Origin of the sequence: Mycobacterium sp. E787, from assembly GCF_001668725.1 — a bacterium.
Classification (GTDB): Bacteria; Actinomycetota; Actinomycetes; order Mycobacteriales; family Mycobacteriaceae; genus Mycobacterium.
Genome location: NZ_LZKL01000024.1, coordinates 1 through 25,934, shown reverse-complemented (window position 1 = coordinate 25,934; position 25,934 = coordinate 1). Strand labels below are relative to the sequence as shown.

Annotated in this window: 25 protein-coding genes; 18 read left to right on the top strand and 7 right to left on the bottom strand. The window is 69.6% G+C overall.

Features of this window, described 5'->3' with window-relative positions:
* Positions 1–2 precede the first annotated feature (2 nt).
* The 7 genes from A5705_RS04005 (at position 3) to A5705_RS03975 (ending at position 6,533) form a co-directional block, all read left to right on the top strand.
* On the top strand, positions 3–1,652 hold the full coding sequence (locus A5705_RS04005) for an acyl-CoA carboxylase subunit beta (protein WP_067872381.1): 1,650 nt from the start codon (positions 3–5) through the stop codon (positions 1,650–1,652).
* Between the two features lie 56 nt (positions 1,653–1,708).
* Positions 1,709–1,942 (top strand): acyl-CoA carboxylase subunit epsilon, encoded by a 234-nt coding sequence (locus A5705_RS04000; RefSeq protein ID WP_231964192.1) that lies wholly within the window; start codon positions 1,709–1,711, stop codon positions 1,940–1,942.
* Positions 1,939–2,583 (top strand): nucleoside triphosphate pyrophosphatase, encoded by a 645-nt coding sequence (locus A5705_RS03995; RefSeq protein WP_067872375.1) that lies wholly within the window; start codon positions 1,939–1,941, stop codon positions 2,581–2,583. Before A5705_RS04000 ends, A5705_RS03995 begins: the two co-directional genes overlap by 4 nt.
* Before the next feature lie 101 nt (positions 2,584–2,684).
* Positions 2,685–3,578, top strand: coding sequence for a sulfurtransferase (locus tag A5705_RS03990; protein ID WP_067872448.1), 894 nt, complete (start codon positions 2,685–2,687; stop codon positions 3,576–3,578).
* Complete coding sequence (locus tag A5705_RS03985) at positions 3,575–3,994, top strand: SufE family protein (protein WP_067872373.1); 420 nt, start codon at positions 3,575–3,577, stop codon at positions 3,992–3,994. Before A5705_RS03990 ends, A5705_RS03985 begins: the two co-directional genes overlap by 4 nt.
* Before the next feature lie 120 nt (positions 3,995–4,114).
* Positions 4,115–5,908: an acetyl/propionyl/methylcrotonyl-CoA carboxylase subunit alpha gene (locus A5705_RS03980; protein WP_067872370.1), complete on the top strand. Its 1,794-nt coding sequence runs from the start codon at positions 4,115–4,117 to the stop codon at positions 5,906–5,908.
* Between the two features lie 193 nt (positions 5,909–6,101).
* Positions 6,102–6,533: an STAS domain-containing protein gene (locus A5705_RS03975; protein WP_067872445.1), complete on the top strand. Its 432-nt coding sequence runs from the start codon at positions 6,102–6,104 to the stop codon at positions 6,531–6,533.
* Here A5705_RS03975 and A5705_RS03970 read toward each other — a convergent pair.
* Together A5705_RS03970 and A5705_RS03965 are read right to left on the bottom strand one after the other, a co-directional pair.
* Positions 6,504–7,292, bottom strand: coding sequence for an RNA polymerase sigma factor SigF (locus A5705_RS03970; protein WP_067872367.1), 789 nt, complete (start codon positions 7,290–7,292; stop codon positions 6,504–6,506). The genes A5705_RS03975 and A5705_RS03970 overlap by 30 nt on opposite strands.
* Complete coding sequence (locus A5705_RS03965; RefSeq protein WP_067872364.1) at positions 7,289–7,726, bottom strand: ATP-binding protein; 438 nt, start codon at positions 7,724–7,726, stop codon at positions 7,289–7,291. Before A5705_RS03965 ends, A5705_RS03970 begins: the two co-directional genes overlap by 4 nt.
* A 317-nt stretch (positions 7,727–8,043) precedes the next feature.
* On the opposite strand from A5705_RS03965, the gene A5705_RS03960 reads away from it, so the two are divergent.
* Positions 8,044–8,424: a hypothetical protein gene (locus A5705_RS03960; protein WP_067872361.1), complete on the top strand. Its 381-nt coding sequence runs from the start codon at positions 8,044–8,046 to the stop codon at positions 8,422–8,424.
* A gap of 30 nt (positions 8,425–8,454) precedes the next feature.
* A complete protein-coding gene (gene usfY / locus A5705_RS03955) occupies positions 8,455–8,784 on the top strand; it encodes a protein UsfY (protein ID WP_067872358.1) in 330 nt (109 codons plus the stop codon).
* 1 nt (position 8,785) lies between these two features.
* Here the strand turns inward: usfY and A5705_RS03950 are convergent, their stop codons facing one another.
* Complete coding sequence (locus A5705_RS03950) at positions 8,786–9,169, bottom strand: hypothetical protein (RefSeq protein WP_067872356.1); 384 nt, start codon at positions 9,167–9,169, stop codon at positions 8,786–8,788.
* A 280-nt stretch (positions 9,170–9,449) separates the two neighbouring features.
* Here A5705_RS03950 and A5705_RS03945 point away from each other — a divergent pair, with 280 nt between their 5' ends.
* From A5705_RS03945 to A5705_RS03930, 4 genes are all read left to right on the top strand, one after another.
* A complete protein-coding gene (locus tag A5705_RS03945) occupies positions 9,450–10,115 on the top strand; it encodes a TetR/AcrR family transcriptional regulator (protein WP_067872353.1) in 666 nt (221 codons plus the stop codon).
* 80 nt (positions 10,116–10,195) lie between these two features.
* Entirely contained in the window at positions 10,196–14,776 is a 4,581-nt protein-coding gene (locus A5705_RS03940; protein WP_231982360.1) for an ATP-dependent helicase, read from the top strand.
* Between the two features lie 13 nt (positions 14,777–14,789).
* Positions 14,790–15,545 (top strand): endonuclease VIII Nei2, encoded by a 756-nt coding sequence (nei2, locus tag A5705_RS03935; RefSeq protein WP_067872346.1) that lies wholly within the window; start codon positions 14,790–14,792, stop codon positions 15,543–15,545.
* 82 nt (positions 15,546–15,627) lie between these two features.
* Positions 15,628–15,948 carry a DUF732 domain-containing protein gene (locus A5705_RS03930; protein WP_231964191.1) on the top strand — a complete coding sequence of 107 codons (321 nt, stop codon included), beginning with the start codon at positions 15,628–15,630 and terminating at the stop codon, positions 15,946–15,948.
* Here A5705_RS03930 and pstS read toward each other — a convergent pair.
* Both pstS and A5705_RS03920 read right to left on the bottom strand, forming a co-directional pair.
* A complete protein-coding gene (gene pstS, locus A5705_RS03925; RefSeq protein WP_067872339.1) occupies positions 15,943–17,055 on the bottom strand; it encodes a phosphate ABC transporter substrate-binding protein PstS in 1,113 nt (370 codons plus the stop codon). The two genes, A5705_RS03930 and pstS, sit on opposite strands and share 6 nt — an antisense overlap.
* 59 nt (positions 17,056–17,114) lie before the next feature.
* A complete protein-coding gene (locus A5705_RS03920; RefSeq protein WP_068275569.1) occupies positions 17,115–18,041 on the bottom strand; it encodes a PHB depolymerase family esterase in 927 nt (308 codons plus the stop codon).
* A 166-nt stretch (positions 18,042–18,207) separates the two neighbouring features.
* On the opposite strand from A5705_RS03920, the gene A5705_RS03915 reads away from it, so the two are divergent.
* The 3 genes from A5705_RS03915 (at position 18,208) to A5705_RS27660 (ending at position 19,285) form a co-directional block, all read left to right on the top strand.
* Positions 18,208–18,561, top strand: coding sequence for a DUF732 domain-containing protein (locus tag A5705_RS03915; RefSeq protein ID WP_067872333.1), 354 nt, complete (start codon positions 18,208–18,210; stop codon positions 18,559–18,561).
* A 121-nt stretch (positions 18,562–18,682) separates the two neighbouring features.
* Positions 18,683–18,991, top strand: a complete 309-nt coding sequence (locus tag A5705_RS03910; protein ID WP_068275566.1) for a DUF732 domain-containing protein — start codon at positions 18,683–18,685, stop codon at positions 18,989–18,991.
* Between the two features lie 81 nt (positions 18,992–19,072).
* On the top strand, positions 19,073–19,285 hold the full coding sequence (locus A5705_RS27660) for a hypothetical protein (RefSeq protein WP_068275563.1): 213 nt from the start codon (positions 19,073–19,075) through the stop codon (positions 19,283–19,285).
* 8 nt (positions 19,286–19,293) lie between these two features.
* Here A5705_RS27660 and A5705_RS03900 read toward each other — a convergent pair whose 3' ends face one another.
* On the bottom strand, positions 19,294–22,197 hold the full coding sequence (locus A5705_RS03900) for an arylsulfatase (RefSeq protein WP_068275560.1): 2,904 nt from the start codon (positions 22,195–22,197) through the stop codon (positions 19,294–19,296).
* 121 nt (positions 22,198–22,318) lie between these two features.
* On the opposite strand from A5705_RS03900, the gene A5705_RS03895 reads away from it, so the two are divergent.
* Positions 22,319–24,067 (top strand): ABC transporter permease subunit, encoded by a 1,749-nt coding sequence (locus tag A5705_RS03895; RefSeq protein WP_068275557.1) that lies wholly within the window; start codon positions 22,319–22,321, stop codon positions 24,065–24,067.
* A gap of 26 nt (positions 24,068–24,093) precedes the next feature.
* A complete protein-coding gene (locus tag A5705_RS03890) occupies positions 24,094–25,386 on the top strand; it encodes a nitrate/sulfonate/bicarbonate ABC transporter ATP-binding protein (RefSeq protein WP_068275554.1) in 1,293 nt (430 codons plus the stop codon).
* Between the two features lie 47 nt (positions 25,387–25,433).
* On the opposite strand, the gene A5705_RS03885 is transcribed toward A5705_RS03890, so the two are convergent.
* The coding region (locus A5705_RS03885; RefSeq protein ID WP_197516870.1) for a cation transporting ATPase C-terminal domain-containing protein at positions 25,434–25,934 on the bottom strand (501 nt) is incomplete at its 5' end.

Sequence of the window (25,934 nt, the reverse complement as noted above, 5' to 3'; positions counted from 1 at the left end):
CCATGACAAGCGTTACCGACCACTCTGCTCATACCGCAGAGCCCGCCGCCGAGCACACCATCGACATCCACACCACCGCGGGCAAGCTGGCCGAGCTGCACAAGCGGCGGGAAGAGTCGCTGCACCCGGTGGGCGAAGAGGCCGTCGAAAAGGTGCACGCCAAGGGCAAGCTGACCGCCCGCGAGCGCATCTACGCCCTGCTGGACGAGGACTCCTTCGTCGAGCTCGACGCGCTGGCCCGGCACCGCAGCAAGAACTTCGGCCTGGAGAACAACCGCCCGCTCGGTGACGGCGTGGTGACCGGCTACGGCACCATCGACGGCCGGGACGTGTGCATCTTCAGCCAGGACGCCACGGTGTTCGGGGGCAGCCTCGGCGAGGTGTACGGCGAGAAGATCGTCAAGGTCCAGGAGCTGGCCATCAAGACCGGCCGGCCGCTCATCGGCATCAACGACGGCGCCGGCGCGCGGATCCAGGAGGGCGTCGTCTCGCTGGGCCTGTACAGCAAGATCTTCCGCAACAACATCCTGGCCTCCGGCGTCATCCCGCAGATCTCGCTGATCATGGGCGCCGCCGCCGGCGGGCACGTCTACTCCCCCGCCCTGACCGACTTCGTCGTTATGGTCGACCAGACCAGCCAGATGTTCATCACCGGTCCCGACGTCATCAAGACCGTCACCGGCGAGGACGTCACCATGGAGGAGCTGGGCGGCGCCCACACCCACATGGCCAAGTCGGGCACCCTGCACTACGTCGCCTCCGGCGAGCAGGACGCCTTCGACTGGGTCCGCGACCTGCTCAGCTACCTGCCCCCGAACAACGCCACCGACGCGCCGCGCTACGCCGAGGCCGTCCCCGAGGGCGCGATCGAGGAGAACCTCACCGCCGAGGACCTCGAGCTGGACACGCTGATCCCCGACTCGCCCAACCAGCCCTACGACATGCACGAGGTGATCACCCGCATCCTCGACGACGACGAGTTCCTGGAGATCCAGGCCGGCTACGCGCAGAACATCGTCGTCGGGTTCGGCCGCATCGAGGGCAGGCCGGTCGGGATCGTGGCGAACCAGCCCACCCAGTTCGCCGGCTGCCTGGACATCAACGCCTCGGAGAAGGCGGCCCGGTTCGTGCGAACCTGCGACTGCTTCAACATCCCGATCATCATGCTGGTCGACGTCCCCGGGTTCCTGCCGGGCACCGGCCAGGAATACAACGGCATCATCCGGCGCGGCGCCAAGCTGCTGTACGCCTACGGCGAGGCCACCGTCCCCAAGATCACCGTGATCACCCGCAAGGCCTACGGCGGCGCGTACTGCGTCATGGGCTCCAAGGACATGGGCTGCGACGTCAACCTGGCCTGGCCGACCGCCCAGATCGCGGTGATGGGCGCGTCCGGCGCGGTGGGCTTCGTCTACCGCAAGCAGCTGAGCGAGGCGGCCAAGGCGGGCGAGGACGTCGACGCGCTGCGCCTGCAACTGCAGCAGGAGTACGAGGACACGCTGGTCAACCCCTACGTCGCGGCCGAGCGGGGATACGTCGACGCGGTGATCCCGCCGTCGTACACCCGCGGCTACATCGGCACGGCGCTGCGCCTGCTGGAACGCAAGATCTCCCACCTGCCGCCCAAGAAGCACGGGAACATTCCGCTGTGAGTCGAGCGAGCGGAGCGAACGCAGTGAGCGACGGGAGAGACGAACAATTGAACGCTGTGACAGACGAAACGCCCCACGCGCACGAGCCGCACATTCACGTGCTCAAAGGCAAACCGAGCGACGAGGAGCTGGCCGCGCTGATCGCCGTGCTGGGCGGCGTCGGCGGCGGCGCCCCCGAGCCCACCGAGCCCGAGCGCACCCGCTGGGGCCTCCCGGTCGACCGCCTGCGCTACTCGATGTCCAACTACCAGCGGCTCACCCTGCAGCAGATGACGCACATGAAGCAGTGACCCGGCTGGTGCTGGGGTCGGCCTCTTCGGGTCGCCTGAAGGTGCTGCGCCAGGCCGGCGTCGATCCGCTGGTCGTGGTGTCCGGGGTCGACGAGGATGCGATCACCGCGAGTCTGGGATCGGGCGCTTCGCCCGCCGAGGTGGTGTGCGCGCTGGCGGCCGCCAAGGGCGACCGGGTGGCCGGTGACCTCGATTCCGCCGTCGCGGCGGATTGCGTTGTGCTGGGCTGCGATTCGATGCTCTGCATCGACGGCACGCTGTGCGGCAAGCCCGGCTCGGCCGAAGCCGCCGCGAGCCAGTGGCGGCTGATGGGCGGCCGGTCCGGCCTGCTGCACACCGGGCACTGCCTGCTGCGGCTGAGCGGCGGGGCGATCACCCACCGCGAGGTCGAATCCGCTTGCACCACAGTGCGTTTCGCGCGACCGGCGGAAGCCGATCTGCGAGCGTACGTCGCGGCCGGCGAGCCGCTGGGCGTGGCCGGCGGATTCACGCTCGACGGCCTGGGCGGCTGGTTCGTCGACGGAGTCGACGGCGACCCGTCGAACGTGATCGGCGTGAGCCTGCCGCTGCTGCGGTCGCTGCTCGGGCGGGTGGGGCTGTCGGTGGCCACGCTGTGGGCCGGCAATTTCCCCGAAACATAATTTGTTGCGACCCGCCTCGGCGTGTCGTCGCAAACGTTTACGTGTCGCGGATGGGCTACGGCGGCCGCGGCGCTTTCGGTCCCGGCGGTAGGCTCGACTTCGTGTCATTACCCCCCGATCCAGACCCCTCCCTGACGGAATACGCCCACCCCGAACGACTGGTCACCGCCGACTGGCTGTCCGCCAACATGGGCGCCCCCGGACTGGTGATCGTCGAATCCGACGAGGACGTGTTGCTCTACGACGTCGGCCACATCCCCGGCGCGGTCAAGATCGATTGGCACACCGACCTCAACGACCCGAGGGTCCGCGACTACATCAACGGTCAGCAGTTCGCCGAGTTGATGGACCGCAAGGGCATCGCCCGCGACGACACCGTGGTGATCTACGGCGACAAGAGCAACTGGTGGGCGGCGTACGCGCTGTGGGTCTTCACGCTGTTCGGCCACCCCGACGTCCGCCTGCTCAACGGGGGGCGCGACCTCTGGCTGGCCGAGCGCCGCGAGACCACCCTGGACGTCCCGACCAGGACGACGACGGGATACCCCGTCGTGCAGCGCAACGACGAGCCCATCCGCGCGTACAAGGACGACGTGCTGGGCATCCTCGGCAGCCAGCCGCTGATCGACGTGCGTTCGCCCGACGAATACACCGGCAAGCGCACCCACATGCCCGAGTACCCCGAGGAGGGCGTGCTGCGCGGCGGGCACATCCCCACCGCCCGGTCGATCCCCTGGGCCAGGGCCGTCGACGAGAGCGGCCGCTTCCGCAGCCGCGCCGAGCTCGAAGAGATCTACGGCTTCCTGCGGCCGGACGACAAGACCGTCGTCTACTGCCGCATCGGCGAGCGTTCCAGCCACACCTGGTTCGTGCTCACCTATCTGCTGGGCAAGCCCGGGGTGCGCAACTACGACGGATCCTGGACCGAGTGGGGCAACACCGTGCGCGTGCCCATCGTCGGGGGCCCCGAACCGGGAGCCGTGCCGGTCCCATGAGCCTGCCCGCGCCGCTGGCCGAGGTGGTGTCCGACTTCGCCGAGGTCGAGGGCCAGGACAAGCTGGCGTTGCTGCTGGAGTTCGCCAACGACCTTCCGGCGCTGCCGCCCGAGCTGGAAGAGGCGGCGATGGAGCCGGTGCCCGAATGCCAGTCGCCGCTTTTCCTGCACGTCGACGCCAGCGACCCGGACCGGGTGCGGCTGCACTTCAGCGCGCCCGCCGAGGCGCCCACCACGCGGGGCTTCGCGTCGATCCTGGCCGCCGGGCTCGACGAACAACCCGCCGCCGACATCCTGGCGGTGCCGGAGGATTTCTACACCGATCTCGGGCTGGCCGCTCTGATCAGCCCACTGCGGCTGCGCGGCATGTCGGCGATGCTGGCCCGGATCAAGCGGCGGCTGCGCGAGACGGCCTGATCAGAAACGGATTTGGAGACCGGGTATCAGCGCGTTCGGCGCGGCGCATAAACTTCCCCGGACAAGACTTGTAAGAAATTCTCTTAGAGACGAATAGACGTCCAGCCGACAGGAGGCGCAGTGGCTAGTCACGCCAGCTCGAGGATCTCCAAGGTGCTCGTCGCCAACCGCGGTGAGATCGCTGTCCGGGTGATCCGCGCGGCCCGCGACGCGGGCCTGCCCAGCGTGGCGGTGTATGCCGAACCCGATGCCGACGCGCCGCACGTGCGGCTGGCCGACGAGGCGTTCGCCCTGGGCGGCCAAACCTCCGCGGAGTCCTACCTGGACTTCGGCAAGCTGCTGGACGCGGCGGAGAAATCCGGCGCCAACGCGGTCCACCCCGGCTACGGCTTCCTGTCGGAGAACGCCGACTTCGCCCAGGCGGTGATCGACGCCGGCCTGATCTGGATCGGCCCCAGCCCGCAGTCGATCCGCGACCTGGGTGACAAGGTCACCGCCCGGCACATCGCGGCCCGCGCGCAGGCCCCCCTGGTGCCCGGCACCCCGGACCCGGTGAAGGACGCCGCCGAGGTGGTGGCGTTCGCCGAGGAGTATGGCGTGCCGGTCGCGATCAAGGCCGCCTTCGGCGGCGGCGGCAAGGGCATGAAGGTGGCCCGCACCATCGAGGAGATCCCCGAGCTGTACGAGTCGGCCGTCCGCGAGGCGACGGCCGCGTTCGGCCGCGGCGAATGCTTCGTCGAGCGCTACCTCGACAAGCCGCGCCACGTCGAGGCGCAGGTGATCGCCGACCAGCACGGCAACGTCGTCGTCGCCGGCACCCGCGACTGCTCGCTGCAGCGCCGCTTCCAGAAGCTGGTGGAGGAGGCGCCCGCGCCGTTCCTGACGGACGCGCAGCGCAAGGAGATCCACGAGTCGGCCAAGCGGATCTGCAGGGAGGCCCACTACTACGGCGCCGGCACCGTCGAGTACCTGGTCGGGCAGGACGGCCTCATCTCCTTCCTGGAGGTCAACACCCGGCTGCAGGTCGAGCACCCGGTCACCGAGGAGACCGCGGGCATCGACCTGGTGCTGCAGCAGTTCAAGATCGCCAACGGCGAGAAGCTCGACATCACCGAGGACCCGACCCCGCGCGGGCACGCGATCGAGTTCCGGATCAACGGCGAGGACGCCGGCCGCGGCTTCCTGCCGGCGCCCGGCCCGGTCAGCAAGTTCCACCCGCCCGCCGGGCCCGGCGTGCGGCTGGACTCCGGCGTGGAGACCGGCTCGGTGATCGGCGGCCAGTTCGACTCGATGCTGGCCAAGCTGATCGTGTACGGCGCCAACCGGCAGGAGGCGCTGGCGCGCGCCCGGCGGGCCCTGGACGAGTTCGAGGTCGAGGGCCTGGCGACGGTGATCCCCTTCCACCGCGCCGTGGTGAGTGACCCGGCGTTCATCGGCGACGACAACGGCTTCTCGGTGCACACCCGCTGGATCGAGACCGAGTGGAACAACACCGTCGAACCGTTCACCGGCGGCGAACCGCTCGACGAAGAGGACACCCGGCCCCGCCAGAAGGTGGTCGTCGAGGTCGGCGGCCGCCGGCTCGAGGTGTCGCTGCCGGGCGACCTGGCGCTGGCCAACGGTTCGGCCGACCCGGCCGGCGTCATCCGGAAGAAGCCCAAGCCGCGCAAGCGCGGGTCGCACGCCGGCGCCGCGGCCTCGGGCGACGCCGTCACCGCGCCCATGCAGGGCACCGTGGTCAAGGTCGCCGTCGAGGAGGGACAGGAGGTCGCCGCCGGCGACCTGGTCGTGGTCCTCGAGGCGATGAAGATGGAAAACCCCGTCACGGCCCACAAGGACGGCACCATCACCGGGCTTGCGGTCGAGGCGGGCGCGGCCATCACCCAGGGCACGGTGCTCGCCGAGATCAAATGACTGCGGTCGCCTGACCTGGGTTCCTGGGAACCAGTTAGGTAAACGTTGTCGCCCCCCTGAACCGGGGGTAGGGTTCAGGTCAGGTTGAGTTCACAGCCGCCCGGATAACGTCGAGGGCACGGGGAATTGCGAACTCCCGGGTTTCGAACCATCACGCACCGCCTGACGTCATCCACAGCAGATCCTCCCGATGATGGAGACAAGCATGTCTGTGGCCCAATCTTGGCAACAGAGCCGCACGGCTCAATTCACCGCCCGCTCGAGCGCGCTGGGCACCCTGATCACCGTCGACGGTGAGCTCGATGCGGCCAACGCCGATCAGCTCGCGGCCTACGCGCAACGCAGCATCAGGCGATCCCGGCGAGTGATCCTCGACCTGCGCGGCCTGGAATTCATCGGCACAGCCGGCTTTTCGGCGCTGCACCGGATCAACGTCGCGTGCTCGGCCGCCCAGGTCCGCTGGGCCATGGTGCCCAGCGCGGTGGTGGAGCGCCTGTTGCGCATCTGCGACCCCGACGGCACGCTCCCGGTGACGACGCCGGGCGCGGAGCAGCTGCTGAGGCCTGCCGGGGCCGACCGCGGGCCGGCGCGGCCGCTACTGCAACTGGTCCCGCAGCCGCGCTAGCGACTTGGCCAACAGCCGGGACACGTGCATCTGCGAGATGCCGACCCGCTCGGCGATCTGTGTCTGCGTCATCGACTCGAAGAACCTGAGCACCAACACCATTCGTTCCCGCTCGGGTAGCGCCTCGAGCAGGGGCCGCAACGCCTCCCGATCCTCGATGCGGTCGAGGCCGACATCGACGTCACCCAGGGTGTCCGCGATGGCACGGGCGTCGTCGTCGTCGCTGCCACCACCGGTGTCGATGGACAGCGTGTTGTAGGAGCTGCCCGCCACCAGGCCCTCGACCACCTCGTCGCGCTCCATCCCCAATTCGGAGGCGAGTTCGGTCGCTGTCGGCGCCCGGCCGAGCCGTTGCGACAGGTCGGCGGTGGCGGTGCCCAGTCGCAGGTGCAGTTCCTTCAGCCGCCGCGGAACCTTGACCGACCAGCTGTTGTCGCGGAAGTGCCGACGGACCTCCCCCATGATCGTGGGCACCGCGAAGGAGACGAAGTCCGAGCCGGTTTCGACGTCGAAGCGGACGACCGCGTTGACCAGCCCCACCCGCGCCACCTGAACCAGGTCGTCGCGGGGTTCGCCCCGGCCCTCGAAGCGCCGGGCGATGTGATCGGCCAGCGGCAGGCACCGCTCCACGATCTTGTCGCGCTGGCGCTGGAATTCCATCGAGTCGGGGGCTACGCCGGCCAGTTCGCGGAACATGTCCGGAACGTCGGCATACTCGTTCGGCCGCGAGACCGAACCGCCTGCAGCTCGCGCTGTCACCTGCTAGAGGCCGCCCTTCGCGCGGTCAGCGTGATACCGAAGACACTGCCGGCTTCAGCGGGTTCCCGACCGTCGTGGAAGGTCTGCACCTCGTCGGCCAGCGACGTCAGGACATGCCAGCTGAAGCTGCCCGGCGCCACCACGTCGTGGGTGTCGCAGGCCGCGGACGCCTCCACCACCAGTTCGTCGTCGTGCGGGTCGACCACGACCACCAGCGTCGCGTCCGGCGTGGCCGAGCGGATCAGGCGGGTGCACACCTCGTCCACCGCGAGCCGCAGGTCGGCGACCGCATCGAAATCCAGGTCCTCGAAGGTGCCGATGGCACCCACGAGCGTGCGCAGCATCGCCAGGTTCTCCAGGCGTGCCGCCACGTGCAATTCGACGGCGCGATGGCCGCGCTGCCGCTTGTTCGCGCGCGATCCCGCATCGGTCATATGGTCTCCCGGCAATGTCGGCTCGACATTACTACTGCCGCGCAGCCCGCCGTCGACCGTAGGTTCCAACCGGTTGGTCATGCGGCACGACCGGGAACGCGCTGATCATGGCGATCGTCGGGGCAGTGAACGACGTTGGGGCAATAAACGAAGTTGTCGGTGTCTTCGCGATTCCGCCCCCGGCGGGGCGAGCACGCTGACGCAACGCTTCCGGCACTCATCATGGTGTAGAGCTGATACCCATTTACGGCTGCGAATAACCTGGCAGGCCGAGTCGGCTCCTTAACACCGGCAACCTGTCGACCTACACTTATCGCATGAAGCAGGCTCTGCTTCGCGCGGTTGTTCTTCTGGCATCGTGGTCGATCGGACTGCTGGTGGCGGCCCGGGTCGTGCCCGATGTCTCGGTGTCGGTGTCCGGGTTCGTCGTCGCCGTGCTGTTGTTCACCGTCGCGCAGGCGGCGCTGTCTTTGCCGATCGTGCGATTGCCCCGCGCGTATGCGTCGCTGCTGCTGGGGGGCACCGGCCTGGTACTGACCCTGGTCGCGCTGGCGCTGGCTTCGGCGTTGACGCACGGGCTGACCATTCGCGGCGTCGCCTCCTGGGCCGCCACCACCGTCGTCGTATGGCTGATCACGACGGTCGGGGCGATATCGCTGCCCGAGGTGCTCGCGCGCGATCGGGCCGTCCCGACCTGAGGCGAAAATCCGACAACGGAAGGGGAAGCGATGGGCGACAGGCATCGCGATCCGACGGATCATTTCCGGACCACTCAGCCGCATGCCGGTTTCACGATGAAGAACAACCTCTACTGGCCCGGCTTCATCCTGCTGGCCGTCGCGGTGGGCGGGATGATCAGCACCACGGCCGCCGCAGCCTACGGCCACTACGAGTGGCTGGCCACGACGAGCCTGGTCGCGGTGCTCGGAACGATCGCGGGGGCGTTGTGGTTCGTCGTGGAGCATCGGCGGGTGGCCCACATCGACGAGCAGTGGCAGCTGACCGCGGAGGCCGCGCCGCAGCGGCGCGCCGTCACCCAGGGACCCCCCGGGTCCTGAGCTACAGGGCCAGCACCGGGCCTGCGATGGGCGACACGGCCAGGCCGAGCGTCGCCACCATCAACGTCCACAAGAACCAGCCGGCGCCGTGCCAACCCCACCACGTGCCGTGCGCCCGCCAGACCCGATAGGTGCGCAGGAACGCCCAGAGCCCACCGGCCATCAGGATCAGCGGACCGCCGAACGCGAGCATCGTCCGCTGCGGCGCGCCACAGGCCACCGTGTCCACCCCGGTTCCCGGGCAGGTGCTGACCCACAGCGCCGCGAGCACGACGAAGCCGACGCCGGCGGTCGCGGCGAGCGCGGCAAAGCGGATGGCGGCGTGCACCTCGCCGTCCTCCTGCCCCAAGCGGTCGCCGGGTGACCGCTCCCCCGCTCGCTGCATCAATGCCCCTCACGCTCGCTGCACTTGAGTTCCATCGCTGGTGGTTCCATCGCTCGCCGCGTCGCATTTATTACCGCGCCACGAATGCTTTTTTGTGTTTTGCGCTTCGTGCGCGGAGTGTGCGATCCGCGCGGGCCGGTGCCCCTCGCGAGATGCCGCATGGGGACATATACCCGGCGGCGTCCCCGGGCAAACTCCGCCGGCCCGTCCGCGCGTTACCGCTGGCCAGCATCATCGCTGCGCGGGAGGCGTCTCATTTCATATGAGTACTATCTGACACATGGTGACAGCCAGGAGGAGGCTATCCCCTGAGGACCGGCGGGCTGAGCTGCTCGCTTTGGGGGCAGAAGTCTTTGGGAAGCGACCCTACGACGAGGTCCGCATCGACGAGATAGCCGAGCGCGCGGGGGTGTCGCGCGCGCTGATGTATCACTACTTCCCCGACAAGCGGGCGTTCTTCGCCGCGGTCGTCAAGGACGAGGCCGACCGGCTGTACGAGGCCACCAACAACCCGCCGCCCGCGGGCCTGACGATGTTCGAGGAGATCCGGACCGGCGTGCTGGCCTACATGGCCTACCACCAGCAGCATCCGGAAGCCGCGTGGGCCGCCTACGTGGGTCTCGGCCGGTCCGACCCGGTCCTGCTCGGCATCGACGACGAAGCCAAGAACCGCCAGATGGAACACATCATGTCCCGCATCGGTGAGGTCGTCAGCGGGATGCCGGACACCAGCGCGCTGCGACCGGAGGTCGAGCGCGACCTGCGGGTGATCATCCAGGGCTGGCTGGCGTTCACCTTCGAGATCTGTCGTCAGCGCATCATGGACCCCACCACCGACGCCGAGCGGCTGGCCGACGCCTGCGCGCACGCGCTGCTCGACGCCATCGCCCGGGTCCCGGAGATTCCGAAGGAACTGTCCGAGGCGATGGCGACCGCGCGGCTGTAGAAACCCGCCGGTCCGGTGTCGGTGGGTGTTGGCACCATGGTGAGGTGAGCACTCGCGCCGATTCCCCGCCGGGGCCCCCACTGGAGCCGCTGCGCCGGTTCAGCGCGACCACGCGCGAGTGGTTTGCCAGCACCTTCGCGGCGCCGACCACCGCGCAGGCGCAGGCCTGGGACGCCATCGCCGAGGGCGCCAACACCCTGGTGATCGCGCCGACCGGATCCGGCAAGACGCTCGCGGCGTTCCTGTGGGCGCTGGACAGTCTTGCCGGTGCCGCCGAACGCCCGCGCGGCACGCGCGTGCTGTACGTGTCCCCGCTCAAGGCGCTGGCGGTCGACGTCGAGCGCAACCTGCGCACCCCGCTGGCGGGGCTCACCCGGATCGCCGAGCGCCATGGGCGGCCCGCCCCCGACATCAGCGTCGGCGTCCGCTCCGGCGACACCCCGCCCGCCGCGCGCCGTCAACTCATCGCGCACCCCCCCGACGTGCTGATCACCACCCCGGAGTCGCTGTTCTTGATGCTGACCTCCGCGGCCCGCGAGACCCTGGCGGGGGTGGACACGGTGATCGTGGACGAGATCCACGCCATCGCGGGCGGCAAGCGCGGCGCGCACCTCGCGCTGTCGCTGGAGCGGCTGGACGACCTGCGGGCGGGGCGTCCGGCGCAGCGCATCGGGTTGTCGGCCACCGTGCGCCCGCCCGAGGAGCTGGCGCGGTTCCTGTCCGGCGGGGCCCCCACCACGATCGTGGCCCCGCCGTCGGCCAAGACGATCGAGCTCACCGTGCAGGTGCCGGTGCCCGACATGGCCAACCTGGCGAACAACACCATCTGGCCCGACGTCGAGGCGCGCCTGGTCGACCTGATCGAATCGCACGGCTCGACGATCGTGTTCGCCAACTCGCGGCGGCTGGCCGAGCGACTCACCGCCCGGCTCAACGAGATCCACGCCGAGCGCGCCGGCCTGAACGTCGGCGCGGCGCCGTCCGGGTCGAACCCCGGCGTGCCCGGCGGGGCGCCGGCCCACATCATGGGCAGCGGCCAGACCCTGGGCGCCGACGCGGTGCTCGCGCGCGCCCACCACGGCTCGGTCAGCAAGGAGCAGCGCGCCCTGGTCGAAGAGGACCTCAAGCGCGGGCTGCTCAAGGCGGTGGTGGCGACGTCGAGCCTGGAACTGGGCATCGACATGGGCGCCGTCGACCTGGTGATCCAGGTGGAGGCGCCGCCGTCGGTGGCCAGCGGCCTGCAGCGCATCGGGCGGGCCGGCCACCAGGTCGGCGAGGTGTCCCGGGGGGTCGTCTTCCCCAAGCACCGCACCGACCTGATCGGGTGCGCGGTGACCGTGCAGCGCATGCTCGCCGGCCAGATCGAGACGATGCGGGTCCCCGCCAACCCGCTGGACATCCTGGCGCAACAGACCGTGGCGGCCGCCGCGCTGGAGCCACTCGACGCCGACCGGTGGTTCGACACCGTGCGGCGGGCTGCCCCGTTCGCGACGCTGCCGCGCAGCGTTTACGAGGCCACCCTGGACCTGCTGAGCGGCAAGTACCCCTCCACCGAGTTCGCCGAGCTGCGGCCGCGCCTGGTCTACGACCGCGATGCGGGCACGCTGACCGCGCGGCCCGGCGCGCAGCGGCTCGCGGTGACGTCCGGCGGCGCCATCCCCGACCGGGGGCTGTTCACGGTCTATCTCGCCACCGACTCGGAAAAGCCGTCGCGGGTGGGCGAACTCGACGAGGAGATGGTCTACGAGTCGCGCCCCGGCGACGTCATCTCGCTGGGCGCCACCAGCTGGCGGATCACCGAGATCACCCATGACCGGGTGCTGGTGATTCCCGCGCCGGGACAGCCCGCCCGGTTGCCGTTCTGGCGCGGCGACGACGCCGGCCGCCCGGCCGAGCTCGGCGCCGCGCTCGGCGCGTTCACCGGGGAGCTGGCGGCACTGAAGCGGGCCGACTTCGACAAGCGTTGCGGCGCTTTGGGTTTCGACGCCTACGCGACCGACAACCTGTGGGGTCTGCTGAACGAGCAGCGCACCGCGGCCGGGGTGGTGCCCACCGACACCACCCTGCTGGTCGAGCGGTTCCGCGACGAGCTGGGCGACTGGCGGGTGATCCTGCACTCGCCGTACGGGCTGCGGGTGCACGGGCCGCTCGCCCTGGCGGTGGGCCGGCGGCTGCGCGAACGCTACGGCATCGACGAGAAGCCGACCGCCTCCGACGACGGCATCGTGGTGCGGCTGCCCGACACGGAGTTGTCCGGCGACGACGGTGCGCCGCCCGGCGCCGAACTGTTCGTCTTCGACCCCGACGAGATCGACCCGGTCGTCACCGCCGAGGTGGGCGGCTCGGCGCTGTTCGCGTCGCGGTTCCGGGAGTGCGCGGCCCGCGCGCTGCTGCTGCCCCGCCGGCACCCGGGCCGCCGCTCGCCGCTGTGGCACCAGCGCCAGCGCGCGGCCCAGCTGCTGGACGTGGCGCGCAAGTACCCCGACTTCCCGGTGGTGCTGGAGACCGTCCGCGAATGCCTGCAGGACGTCTACGACGTGCCCGCGCTGACCGGGCTGATGACCCGCATCGCCCAGCGCCGGGTGCGGGTGCTGGAAGCCGAGACGGCGCGGCCGTCCCCGTTCGCGGCGTCCCTGTTGTTCGGCTACGTGGGCGCGTTCATGTACGAGGGCGACACCCCGCTCGCCGAGCGCCGGGCCGCGGCGCTGTCGCTGGACAGCACGCTGCTGGCCGAGCTGCTCGGCCGGGTGGAGCTGCGCGAACTGCTCGATCCCGACGTCATCGCCGCGACCGGCCGGCAGCTGCAGCACCTGTCGGCCGACCGGGCCGCGCGCGACGCCGAAGGCGCCGCCGACCTGCTGCGGCTGCTGGGCCCGCTGACCGAGGAGGAGCTGTCCGCGCGGGCCGGCGGCGCCGACGTCGGCGGCTGGCTGGAGGGGTTGCGGGCCGCCAGGCGGGCGCTGACGGTGTCGTTCGCCGGCCGCAGCTGGTGGGTCGCCGTCGAGGACATCGGCCGGTTGCGCGACGGCGTCGGCGCCGCCGTTCCGCTGGGCGTGCCGACGGCCTTCACCGAGGCGGTGGCCGACCCGCTGGGCGAGCTGCTGGGCCGCTATGCGCGCACCCACACCCCGTTCACCACGGCCGAGGCCGCCGCCCGGTTCGGCCTGGGACTGCGGGTCACCGCCGACGTGCTGGGCCGGCTCGCCGACCCCTCCAGTTCCAAAGGCAAGCTGGTGCGCGGCGACTTCGTCGTCGCGCCCGACATCCCCGGGGTGCCCGGCGGCGGCGAGCAGTGGTGCGACGCCGACGTGCTGCGCATCCTGCGACGGCGCTCGCTGGCGGCGATGCACGCGCAGGTCGAGCCCGTGAGCACCGCCGCCTACGGGCGGTTCCTGCCGGCCTGGCACCACGTGTCGGCACCCCAGGCGGGCCTCGACGGGCTGGTCTCGGTGATCGACCAGCTGGCCGGGGTCCGGGTGCCGGCCTCGGCGCTCGAGCCGCTGATCCTGGCGCCGCGTGTCCGCGACTACTCCCCCGCGCTGCTCGACGAGCTGCTGGCCGGCGGCGAGGTCACCTGGTCGGGCGCCGGGTCGATCTCGGGCAGCGACGGCTGGGTCGCGCTGCACGCCGGCGAGTCCGCCCCGTTCACACTGGCCGGCCCCGCCCCGCTCGAGCTGACCGACGTCCATCGCGCGATCCTGGACACGCTGGCCGGGGGCGGCGCGTACTTCTTCCGCCAGCTCGCCGGCGGCGGGCCGCCCGGCGAGGGATCGGCGGCGCTCAAAGACGCGCTGTGGGAGCTCATCTGGGCCGGCTGGGTCACCGGCGACACGTTCGCGCCGGTCCGCGCCGTGCTGGGTGGCGCGGGGGCCCGGAAGCGCTCGCGACCGTCCCAGCCGGCGCACCGGGTGCAGCGGCCGCCGCGGCTGAGCCGCTACAGCGTCGCGCATGCCCAGCACCGCAGCACCGACCCGACCGTGGCCGGGCGGTGGTCGGTGCTGCCGGCCCCCGAGCCGGATTCCACGGTGCGGGCCCACTATCAGGCCGAGCTGCTGCTGAACCGGCACGGCGTGCTGACCCGGGGCGCGGTGGCCGCCGAGGGGGTGCCCGGCGGTTTCGCCACGGTCTACAAGGTGCTGAGCACGTTCGAGGAGGCCGGCAGGTGCCAGCGCGGTTACTTCGTCGAGTCGCTGGGCGGCGCCCAGTTCGCCGTCGCCTCCACCGTCGACCGGCTGCGCAGCTACACCGACGGGATCGACCCCGAGCGCCCGGAGTACCGGGCGGTCGCGCTGGCCGCCGCCGACCCGGCCAACCCGTACGGCGCCGCGCTGCCCTGGCCGGCCTCGGGCGCCGACGCTGCCGGCGGCCAGGGCACAGCGGCGCGGCCGGGCCGCAAGGCGGGGGCGCTGGTCGTGCTCGTCGACGGCGAGCTGGCCTGGTTCCTCGAGCGCGGCGGGCGGTCACTGCTGACGTTCACCGAGGATCCCGCGGCCGCCCATGCCGCGGCCGCGGCGCTGGCCGACCTGGTCGCGGCCCGGCGCGTCGCGTCGATCCTGGTCGAACGCATCGACGGGGCGCCGGCGTTGCAGGGCGGCCGGGTCGGCGAGGCGCTCTCGGACGCCGGATTCGCCCGGACCCCGCGCGGAATGCGGTTGCGATGACCCCCGGGAAATAATGCCCGAGGGCGACACCGTCTGGCACACCGCGGCCGCGCTGCGCGAGCACTTGGCCGGGCGCACCCTGACCCGTTGCGACGTCCGGGTTCCGCGGTTCGCCACCGTCGACCTGACCGGGCAGGTCGTCGACGAGGTGCTCAGCCGCGGCAAGCACCTGTTCATCCGCGTCGGACGGGCCAGCATCCACTCGCATCTGAAGATGGACGGCAGCTGGCGCGTCGGCACCCGGCCGGGCCGGATCGACCATCGGGCGCGAATCATCTTGGAAGCCAACGATGTTCGCGCCGTGGGCGTCGACCTTGGCGTGCTGGAGATCCTGGAGCGTGACCGCGACACCGACGCGGTCGCGCACCTGGGGCCCGACCTGTTGGGCCCGGACTGGGATCCGGAGCGCGCCGCCGCCAACCTGGCGGCGCGCCCGGACCGGCCGCTGGCCGAGGCGCTGCTGGACCAGCGGGTGCTGGCCGGGATCGGCAACGTCTATTGCAACGAACTGTGTTTCGTCAGCGGGCACCTGCCCACCGCGCGGGTGGGCGCGGTCGCCGACCCGCACCGGTTGGTGTCGCGGGCCCGGGACATGCTGTGGATCAACCGCTTCCGATGGAACCGCTGCACCACGGGCGACACCCGGGCCGGCCGGCAGCTGTGGGTGTACGGGCGGGCGGCACAACCCTGCCGCCGCTGCCGCACCCCCATCAGCTACGACGACGGCGGTGAGCGGGTGACGTACTGGTGCCCGTCCTGCCAGCGCTGAACTTCCGGTCGCGGCGTGCAATGATCTTGGGTGTCAGCGGCCCGGAGTGCCGGCAGCGATGGTCCACGGGGAGGTCTCAGCGGTGCCGACCAGCCGGATGTTGCGCGGCCTCGGCGCGCTGGTCACGCTGCTCGGCCTTGCGGCGCCGGCCGCCCCGGCCGCCCGCGCGGACGCGGTCGACAACGCGTTCGTGGCGGCGGTGAAGCTCAAGGGCATCCAGTTCGCGTCGCCGCAAGCCGCCATCGTCGCCGGCCACGAGGTCTGCGACGAACTGGATCTCGGTAAGCAGAAGTCCGACATCGCCTCCGAGGTGATGTCCAACAGCAACCTGGACGGCTACCGCGCCGGGTACTTCATCGGCGCCAGCGTGGCTGCGTACTGCCCGAGGTATCGCGGGTCATGAGATGGCGTCGATCGCGGTCGACAGCCGGGACTTGAACTCCTGCGGAATCGGGATGTACCCGTTGTCCGCCAGCCCGTCCTGCCCGGCGCCGATCGTGCTGCGCAGGAACGCCTTCACGGCGGTGCCGACCTGGGAGTCGGGATACTTCGAGCAGACGATCTCGTAGGTCGCCAGCACGATCGGGTAGGAGTCGGGCTGGTTGGGCCGGTAGAACGAGATCGTGTCGAGGGCCAGGTCGTTGCCCTGCTTGATGAACCAGGCGGCCGAGATCGTCTTGCCCACCGAGTCCGCGCCGATCGCCACCGGGTCCGGGCCGGCCGACGTGATGACCTTGGCCATGCCCAGGTGTTGCGCCTGGGCGAACGACCATTCGTTGTAGGTGATCGACCCCTCGGTGCCCTTGACGGCCGCGGCGGCGCCGTCGTTGCCCTTGGCGCCCTCGCCGACACCGCCGTTGAATGTCTTGCCGGCGCCCTTGCCCCACGCGCCGTTGGACGCGCTGTCGAGGTAGCGCTGGAAGTTGTCCGTGGTGCCGGACTGGTCGCTGCGGAACACCACATGGATCGGCTCGGCCGGCAGGGCGGCACCGGGGTTCAGCGCCTGGATCGCCGGATCGCTCCAGGTGGTGATGCCGCCGTTGAAGATTCGGGCCAGGGTGGGGCCGTCGAGGCTCAGCGCCGTCACGCCGTTGACGTTGAAGGCGATCGCGATGGGGCCGAACACCACGGGCAGGTTCCACGCGGGCGAGCCGCACCGCTGTTGCGCGCGGGTGTACTCGTCGGCGCTCAGCGGCGAGTCCGAGCCGGCGAAATCGGTCTGGTTGCCCAGGAATTCGCCGATCCCCGCGCCCGAACCGTTGGGTGTGTAGTTCAGCGACTGCCCGGGGCAGGCCTGCTCGAAGGCCTTGACGAAACGGGTCATCGCGTTCTGCTGGGCGGTCGAGCCGCTCGCCCGCAGCGTCGGCTTCCCGCCGCAGGACACCTTGGCCGGCGGCGCGCTCGTCGTCGCGGTGCCCCCGGCGGTGTGGTGTTCGCCGCCGCACGCCGACAACACCGTCGCGCCCGCGGCCAGGATGCTCAGGGCGGCGCCAAATCGTTTGAGCTTCAAGTGAATTCCTGCGGAGTGCCTAGAGGGGACGATCGCCGCCATGAGGCATAGTAACAGGGCTAATCGCGGGCGTGCGCGACGAAAAACCGGGCGATGACCTCCGACGCGTCCAGCGCCCGCGAGGTGCGCCCGATGACCGCCTGGGGCAGATATTGTTTGCCGCCCGGCCAGGTGTGCCCGCCGTTGTCGATCTGGTAGAAGACCACCTCGGTCGACGCCGCGCACGCCGTCGAGTCGAAGCGGTGCACGACGGTGCCGTCGCCGACGTTGGGCAGCACCTGCGTCGCCGGGTCGCCCCGGCAGCCGTCGACCGACCGCCACATGCCCACCATGGCGGTCGCGGCGACGGAGTGGCTGACCCCGCCGCGTCCCCGCACGTCCCCGCCGTTGAACGGCACCAGCGGGTCGGCGGTGCCGTGCGCCGCCAGGACGGCCACCGGCCGCGACGGATGGCAGGCCACGCCCGCGCCCAGCGTCCCCGCGACCGGCGCGATGGCGGCGAAGACGTCGGCGCGCTCGCAGGCCAGCTTGTTGGTCATGAAGCCCCCGTTGGACATGCCGGTGGCGAACACATGCCCGGGCGGGATGTGGTAATCGCTTTGCAGCTTGCCGGCCAGCGCGACCAGGAACCCGACGTCGTCGACGTGGTGGCGATCCGCCGGTGACGCCCCCCGCCCGTCGGCCCAGCTCTTGTCGAAGCCGTCGGGATAGGCCACCAGCAGGTCGGTGGCGTCGGCGACGGCGTCGAAGTCGGTCAGGCCCTGCTGCCCGGTTCCGCGGCCGCCGCCGCCGTGCAGGCTGAGCACCAGGCCGACCGGTTCGCGGGGCGGCACGTGCAGCGTGTACGTGCGGTCCATGCCGCCGGACCGCAGCGTGCCGGACACCTCCCTGGCGCTGGCCGTCGAGACCAGCCGCACGCCGCAGCCCGCCGCGCTCACCGCGCATGCCGCCACGACGGCGAGCGTCAGCCAGCGCGCGTACGGCATGCCGTCAAGCTACCGATCGCGCTCGGACGACATAACCAATGTTGCGATGTTCGCAATATCCACGATGATTGAACGATGCCAAGCTGTAACCTGCCTGCAACGTTCTAGGTCGAACCTTCAGTCGTCGAACTCGGATCTTTTTGGAAGACCCTTGGGGGTATTAGAAATGACGAGCACCCGCAGCCGCAAGCCCCGCCTGCTGCTCCCGCTGTTGGCGGCCGGGTTCATCCCGGCCGTCGCGCTGCTGGGCCCGCTGTTGCCCGCGCCGAATGCCCAGGCCGACGGCAACGACGACGCGTTCATCGCGGCCCTGCACGCCCACGGCATCGAGCACGACAACGCCAAATCGGCGATCGCGGCCGGTCACCTGGTCTGCCACCAGCTCGACATGGGCAAGACGCAGGAGCAGATCGCGACCGACGTGATGAACAGCAGCAAGCTCGACGGCGACAACGCCGGCTACTTCGTCGCGATCGCCGAGCGCGCGTACTGCCCGCAGTACGCCGACATCCCGTCGTAGCGGCAACACGACGGCACCTCGCGCAACGCCGTTACTTTCCCTCGCCGTGATCGCAAATTTGCGGTCGGTACCGTGTGCGAAGCTGTAACGTCCAGCATTCGCGGCTGAGGAAGGATGGGTGATGTCACGGGTCTGGGCCCCCGTCCTGGCCGTGCTGGCCGCGCTCGGACCCCTCGCGGCCGCCCCGATCGCCCGCGGCGACGCGAACGACGACGCCTTCCTGGCGGCGCTGACCGCCAAGGGCATCCGCTTCGGATCACCCGACAAAGCCATCATCGCCGGTCACGAGGTCTGCGACGAGCTCGACAACGGCAAGACGCCCGCCCAGGTCGCGTCCACGGTGCAGGCCAACAGCGGCCTGGACGGCTACCACGCCGGTTTCTTCGTCGGCGCGAGCATCCGCGCTTACTGCCCGACGCATTCGTCTTAACGCAATCGAAACGCCGCGCTAGCAGATCAGCGATTTTCGGCGCCTACCATTTCGCATACCAACTAGTGCGGAGAACAACGAGTGGTATCGAAAATCCTTGCCGGCGCTGCCCTTGCCGTCGGTGCAGCGGTGGCGATGGCGGTGCCCGCCGGCGCCGACCCCAGCGTATTCAGCGAACTCAGCTGCAGCTGCCCGGAGACCGTCTCCAACGGCGGGTCGCCCGTCGCCGACCAGATCGACCGCGGCATCCAGTCCGGCCTCGCCGGGGCGAACGTCGTCCTGGCCCAGCAGTAGTCAGCGCCTCAGCCCGCGGCGCCCCGGCCGACGGCCTGCACCGCCGCGTGCTCGTGCAGCGCCTTCTCCGCTTCGGGCGCAACGGGTTTGAGGTCGAAGACGACCTCCTTGACGGTGCCGGTGAACGCGTAGGGCGCCTTGTCCTCGTAGTCGCGGTCCACCACCAGGCCGTTGTCGCGGCCGATGTCCATCCCGGCGTACGAGGTGAACGCCAGCGGCACCGTCTTGGCCATCTCGCCCGCGCCGATCTGCCGATCGCCCGCCCACAGCGTCACCCGGCCGCCCGAGCCGGGGACCGGCTGCTCGGACTCGAACAGCATCCGGACCGTGACGTCGCCGGGGGGAATCGGCTCGTCCGAGACCTGCTTGTAGGTATCGACACCCAGATACGAGTACGTGTGGCGCAGGCGCCGCCCCTCGTCGACCCATAACGCGAACCCGCCGATGAAGTCGGCGTCGGCGACGATCACGCCCTGCGCGCCGTCCTCGGGGACCGTCAGGCGGGCCTCGATCGCATAGGAGCGGCCGAAGATGCGGGGCACCATGCCGCGCTGGATGTTCTGCACGCCGCCCTTGAAGGTGAACCGCGTGGTGGTGGGCAGCGGCGGCAGGCTGCCGAACATCACCGCGAGCCCGCCCAGCAACGGCAGCACCCGGTTGCGTTCGGCCTCGGCCCACCACAGCTGTGTGAGTTCGGCGAGCTTGTCGGGATGTTCGGCCGCCAGGTTGCGCGCCTGGGAGAAGTCGTCGGGCAGGTGATACAGCTCCCAGACGTCCTCGTCGGGATCGTAGCTTCCGGGCGCGAACCGTTGCAGCGTCTCCGGCGAGAAGTCCCACGGCGCCTTGTCCAGCCGGGCGCACGCCCACCACCCGTCTTTGTAGATAGCGCGGCTGGCGAACATCTCGAAGTACTGGACGGTGTGGCGTTCCTCGGCCGCCGCGTCGTCGAAGGTGTGCACGAAACTGGTGCCGTCCAAGGGCTCCTGATCGATGCCGTCGACGCTGACCGGCTGCGGTAAACCGATGGCCTCCAATACCGTTGGGGCGATGTCGATGCAGTGGGTGAACTGGTCACGAACCACCGCGTCGGGCCGGATCCGGGCCGGCCAGGCGACCGCCATCGGGTCGCGCGCCCCGCCCAGGTGGCTGGCCATCTGCTTGCCCCACTGGAACGGGGTGTTGTTGGCGTGGGCCCACGCGCTGGCGAAATGCGGTGCGGTGAACTCGTTGCCGAGCGCCTCGATCCCGCCGTACTGCTCGATGAGCTCCAGCTGATGGTCGGCGTCGAGCAGTACCCCGTTCAGAAACGTCATCTCGTTGAACGAGCCGGTGACCGTGCCCTCCATGCTGGCGCCGTTGTCGCCCCAGATGTAGAAGACCAGCGTGTTGTCCGACTCGCCGAGATCATCGATCGCGTCCAGGAGCCGGCCGACGTTCCAGTCGGCGTTTTCCGAGAAGCCGGCGAACACCTCCATCTGGCGGGCGAACAGCTTCTTCTGGTTGTCCGACAGGCCGTCCCACGCCGGGAACAGGTCGGGCCGCTCGGTGAGCTCGGCGTCCGGCGGAATGACGCCGAGCTGCTTTTGCCGTTCGAATGTCTTGCGCCGGTAGACGTCCCAGCCCTCGTCGAACTGGCCGCGGTACCTGTCGGCCCACTCTTTGAACACGTGGTGCGGCGCGTGGGTGGCGCCGGTCGAGTAGTACATCATCCACGGCTTCTCGGCGTCCTGGGCCCGCACGGCGTGCAGCCATTCGACGGCCTTGTCGGTGAGGTCGTCGGGGAAGTAATAGGGCTTGCCGTCCTTGCCCTGCGGCACGCCGATCACGGCGTTGTCCTGGGTGATGATCGGGTCGTACTGGCCGGCGGCGCCGGACAGGAATCCCCAGAAGTGGTCGAATCCCCAACCCAGCGGCCAGTTGTCAAACGGCCCCGCCGCCCCCTGGACGTTGTCCGGGGTCAGATGCCACTTGCCGAAACCGCCTGTCACATAGCCGTTGTCGCGCAGGATGCGGGGCAGCGCGGCGCAGCTTTGCGGCTTCACCGACGAATAGCCCGGGAAGGGGCCGGGAAACTCGGTGACCGATCCGAAGCCCACCCGGTGGTGGTTGCGCCCGGTCAGCAGCGCCGCGCGGGTGGGTGAGCAGACCGCGGTGACGTGAAAGCGGTTGTAGGTCAACCCGTTTTGCGCCACCCGGGTCAGCGTGGGCGTCCGGATGCCGCCGCCGAAGGTGTCCGGACCGCCGAACCCGGCGTCGTCGATGAGCACGATCAACACGTTGGGCGCGCCGTCGGGCGCCTTCGGCCCGGGCACGATGGTCCAGTCACCGACCGAGTCCGCCATGGTGCGGCCGATGGTGCCGCCGAACGCGCGTTGCGGCAACGGCAGCCGGGTGCGGTCCGGATTGAACTTGCCCATCGCCTCTTCCAGCGCCGCGCTAAGGCTCCTCAGCGTCGAATGGCTGAGCTCCGCAACCGATTTCATCGGCGAGCCGCCCAGCGCCTGCTCGACGGCGAGCCGGCCGCCCGCCGGCGTCACCGCGATGACCAGGCCGCTGCCCGCGGCCAGCGCCTGCCCGATCTTGTCGGCCAGTCCGCTTTTGATCCGGTGGTCGGCGAAGGTGCCCGCCAACGCGCCCGCGGCCGCGCCGACCACCGCGGTGGCCAGCAGCGCCGGCGAGAACAGGCCGACGGCCAGGCCCGCCCCGGCGCCCCACGCGGCGCCGCGGCGGCCGAGCCGGTTGCCCGTGTCCACCAGCACGGGGGTGCCGTCGGCGTCCTTGCCGACCAGCACCGCGCCCCGCAGCGGCACGTCCTTGGCCTTCGTCCGCTCGGCCAGGGATTCGAAGTCGCGGCGGGCCGACTCGAGGTCCTGGTACCCGGCGACGATGACCAACGCGTGCTCTTCGCTCATGACGCGGAAATATAGCCCGCAATGGGCTTGGCGGGCGGCTGTTTACCACCGATTCACTCAGCGGACGGCCGGATCGGCTCACGGGTGGTGCAATGGTGTCGCTTGCGACACCATTGGCGAAATGACCGTGCTGCGCCCATTTCCCGGCCGTGGTGCCGCAGTCGTGGCCCGGCCGGCGCGCAGCTGGGCAGCCGATGTCGCCGTGTTCGTCGGGGCTGCGGTGCTGCTCTGGTTGGTCGTCCGCGTCGGCCGCGGGGCGACAGTGCCGTGGACGGTGCCCAACGCGCCGTCGTCGGTGTCCACCGACCCCGCCAACCTGCCCTATTACGCCGCACGCTCATTGTTGCGAATGTTCGCCGCACTGGGCCTATCCCTGGTGTTCACGTTCTCCTACGCCACCGCGGCGGCGCGTTCCCGCCGTGCCGAAAAAGTGCTCATCCCGCTGTTGGACTTCCTGCAATCCGTGCCGGTTCTGGGATTCCTCGCGATCACGATCACCGGTTTCATCGCGCTGTTTCCGGGCTCGCTGTTAGGTCTGGAATGCGCTTCCATCTTCGCGATCTTCACCTCACAGGCGTGGAACATGACCTTCGCGTTCTACCAGTCGTTGATCACTCAGCCCCACGATCTGGACGAGGCGTCCCGGTTGTTGCGGCTGTCGCGCTGGCAGCGGTTCTGGCGGGTCGATCTGCCCAGCGGTGTCATCCCATTGGTCTGGAACGGCATGATGAGTTTCGGCGGGGGCTGGTTCTTCCTCACCGCGTCGGAAGCCCTCAGCGTCAACAACCACAGGTTCGCCCTGCCCGGGATCGGCGCCTATGTCGCATCGGCCAGCGACCAGGGAAGCCTCACCAGGGTCCTGCTGGCCGTCGCGACCATGGTCGTGGTGATCATCGGGGTGAACGCGCTGTTCTGGCGCCCGCTGACGGCGTGGGCCGAACGATTTCGCATCGAGGAATCCGAGTCGCTGGAAGCGCCGCGCAGCGTGACACTGGACGTCCTGCGGCGCTCACGCGTACCCGGCATCGTCGCCCGTCCCCTCGGGCGGCTGGTGTACCCGGTCGACCGGGTGATGGCGGTGTTCGGCACAACCGGACGTCCGCTCAAGACGTCAGCCGCGCGACGCAGTTTTGGCGACGCAGTATTCATTCTCGCGTTGTGTGGTGCGCTCGGCTACGGCGCGTTCCGAATGATCGAGTACATCGCCCACAGCGTGGGCTTCGCGGAGGTCGGCCACGCGGCGCTGCTCGGCTTGGCCACTTTCGCCCGCGTTGTGGTGGTGGTCGTGGTCTCGACGTTGATCTGGGTACCCATTGGGGTGTGGATTGGCTTGAATCCCAAGGTAACTCGCTTTGCCCAGCCGGTGGTCCAGGTGCTGGCGTCCTTCCCGGCGAACTTTTTGTTTCCGTTGTTCACCGCCCTGCTGCTGATGACCGGAATCAGCATCAACTGGGGCGGCATCCTGCTGATGGCGCTCGGCACGCAGTGGTACATCCTGTTCAACGTCATCGCCGGCGCGAGTGCGATCCCCAATGACCTTCGCGACGCCGCTGCCAACCTTCGACTGCCGACGGTACTGAGGTGGCGCAACCTGATACTGCCCGGGATCTTCGGGAGCTACGTCACCGGCGGCATCACCGCGGCCGGCGGCGCGTGGAACGCCTCGATCGTCGCCGAGGTGGTCCAGTACCACGGCACCACGTTGTCCGCCGTCGGGCTCGGTTCCTACATCACGCACGCCACCGCGGTGGGCGATGCCCCGCGCCTGCTGATCGGCGTGATCGCGATGAGCATGTACGTCGTGACCATGAACATCGTGCTGTGGCAGCCGCTCTACCGCCTGTCCGAGCGTCGCTTCTCCCTATCCTGATCCCGGAAGGCTTGACGGAGGTTCCCATGACCGGAAATGACGTGATCATTCACTTGGAACACGTCAGCAAGAGCTTCCCCAAGCCCGACGGTGGCACGTTGCCGGTCCTCGATGACATCAATCTCGACATCCGGGCGGGCGAGGTGGTCGCGCTGCTCGGGCGTTCCGGATGCGGCAAGTCGACGCTGCTGCGCGTGATCGCCGGATTGATCCCTGCCACCAGCGGGGTGGCGAGCTACGACGGTGCCGAACTGACCGGCGCCAACCCCGGTACTGCGATGGTCTTCCAGAACTTTGCTCTGATGCCCTGGCTGACCGTGCAGAAGAACGTCGAACTCGGTTTGGCGGCACGCAAGATCGCGCCCGCCGAACGGAGCAGGCGCGCGGTGGAGGCCATCGACCTGATCGGCCTCGACGGTTTCGAATCCGCTTACCCCAAAGAACTGTCCGGCGGCATGCGCCAACGCGTCGGGTTCGCCCGGGCGCTGGTGCTGCAACCCGATCTGCTGCTGATGGACGAACCCTTTTCCGCGCTCGATGTCCTCACCGCCGAGAATCTGCGCAACGAGTTGATGACACTGTGGACCGGCCAAGAGTTCCCGACAAAAGCGATCTGCCTGGTCACCCACAACATCGAAGAAGCGATCATCTTGGCCGACCGTGTCATCGTGCTCAGCAGCAACCCCGGCCACATCCTGGCCGAGCTCCCCATCGAGCTCGAGCGTCCCCGCGACCGCCGATCCCCCTCGTTCGAAGCGCTCGTCGACAAGCTCTACGGACTGCTGACCGGCACCGGAGCGGGCACATCGCCCGTCGAGCCCACCACGGCCACCCCCACCAGCCTTCCGCTACCGAGAGCAACCGTTGGCGGGCTGGCGGGGCTGGTCGAAATCGTCTACGGGAAGGGCGGGCGAGTCAACATCCCGGACATCGCCGCCGACCTCACCATCGTCCCGCAAGACCTGCTGCCACTGGTGGATGCCGCAGTGCTGCTCGATTTCTTGCGCGTCAACGGCGCAGACCTCGAACTCACCTCCGTTGGAAAGGATTTCACCATCGCCGACATCCAAGCCAGCAAACGGATCTTCGCTCGGCAAGTACGGACCCGGGCACCCTTGGTGCGCACCATTTGTCATGCCCTGCATGACTGTCCCGACGGCAACCTGCGCGCCGGATTCTTCCTCGACATCCTGCAACGAGAATTCGCCCCGCAGGACGCCCAACAACAACTGGATATCGCCATCGGCTGGGGGCGCTACGCCGAACTCTTCGACTACAACGCCGACACCGACGAGATCACAGCCGATCCCGACCTCTGATACCTAAACATGCGTGAGACGACACGCCATCACGGTGCGCCCGTCGATCATCCGCGAGCGGCGGTCGAAACGCCGTTGATGTAGTGGAAACGTGCCGCGCGCCGCCGGATGCGATGGGCGTCCCCGCGGGTGCGATGCGGTAGGTGGTTTGTCGGCTCGGCGTAGAACATCAGCTTGGCCAGCTCCACCAGAACGAGATAGATGGCGACGAACCCGGCCAGCGCCGCAAAGAACTGCCAGGGCAGCGGCGTGAATCCGAGGGTGGCGGCGAGCGGCGAGATGGTGAGCGCGACGCCGACCGCGACCACGGTGAGGCTGGTGATGGTCAGCGGAACGCTGGCGCGGCTGCGGAAGAACGGCACCTTGCGCGTGCGGATGGCGAAGATGATGAGCGTCTGCGTCGCAAGCGATTCGACGAACCAGCCGGTCCGGAACTCGATCGCGCCGGCGTGCAGCACGCCCAGCATCAGGCCGAAGGTCAAGAAGTCGAACAGCGAGCTGATCGGGCCGAAGATCAGCATGAACCGGCGAATGAAGGCGACGTTCCA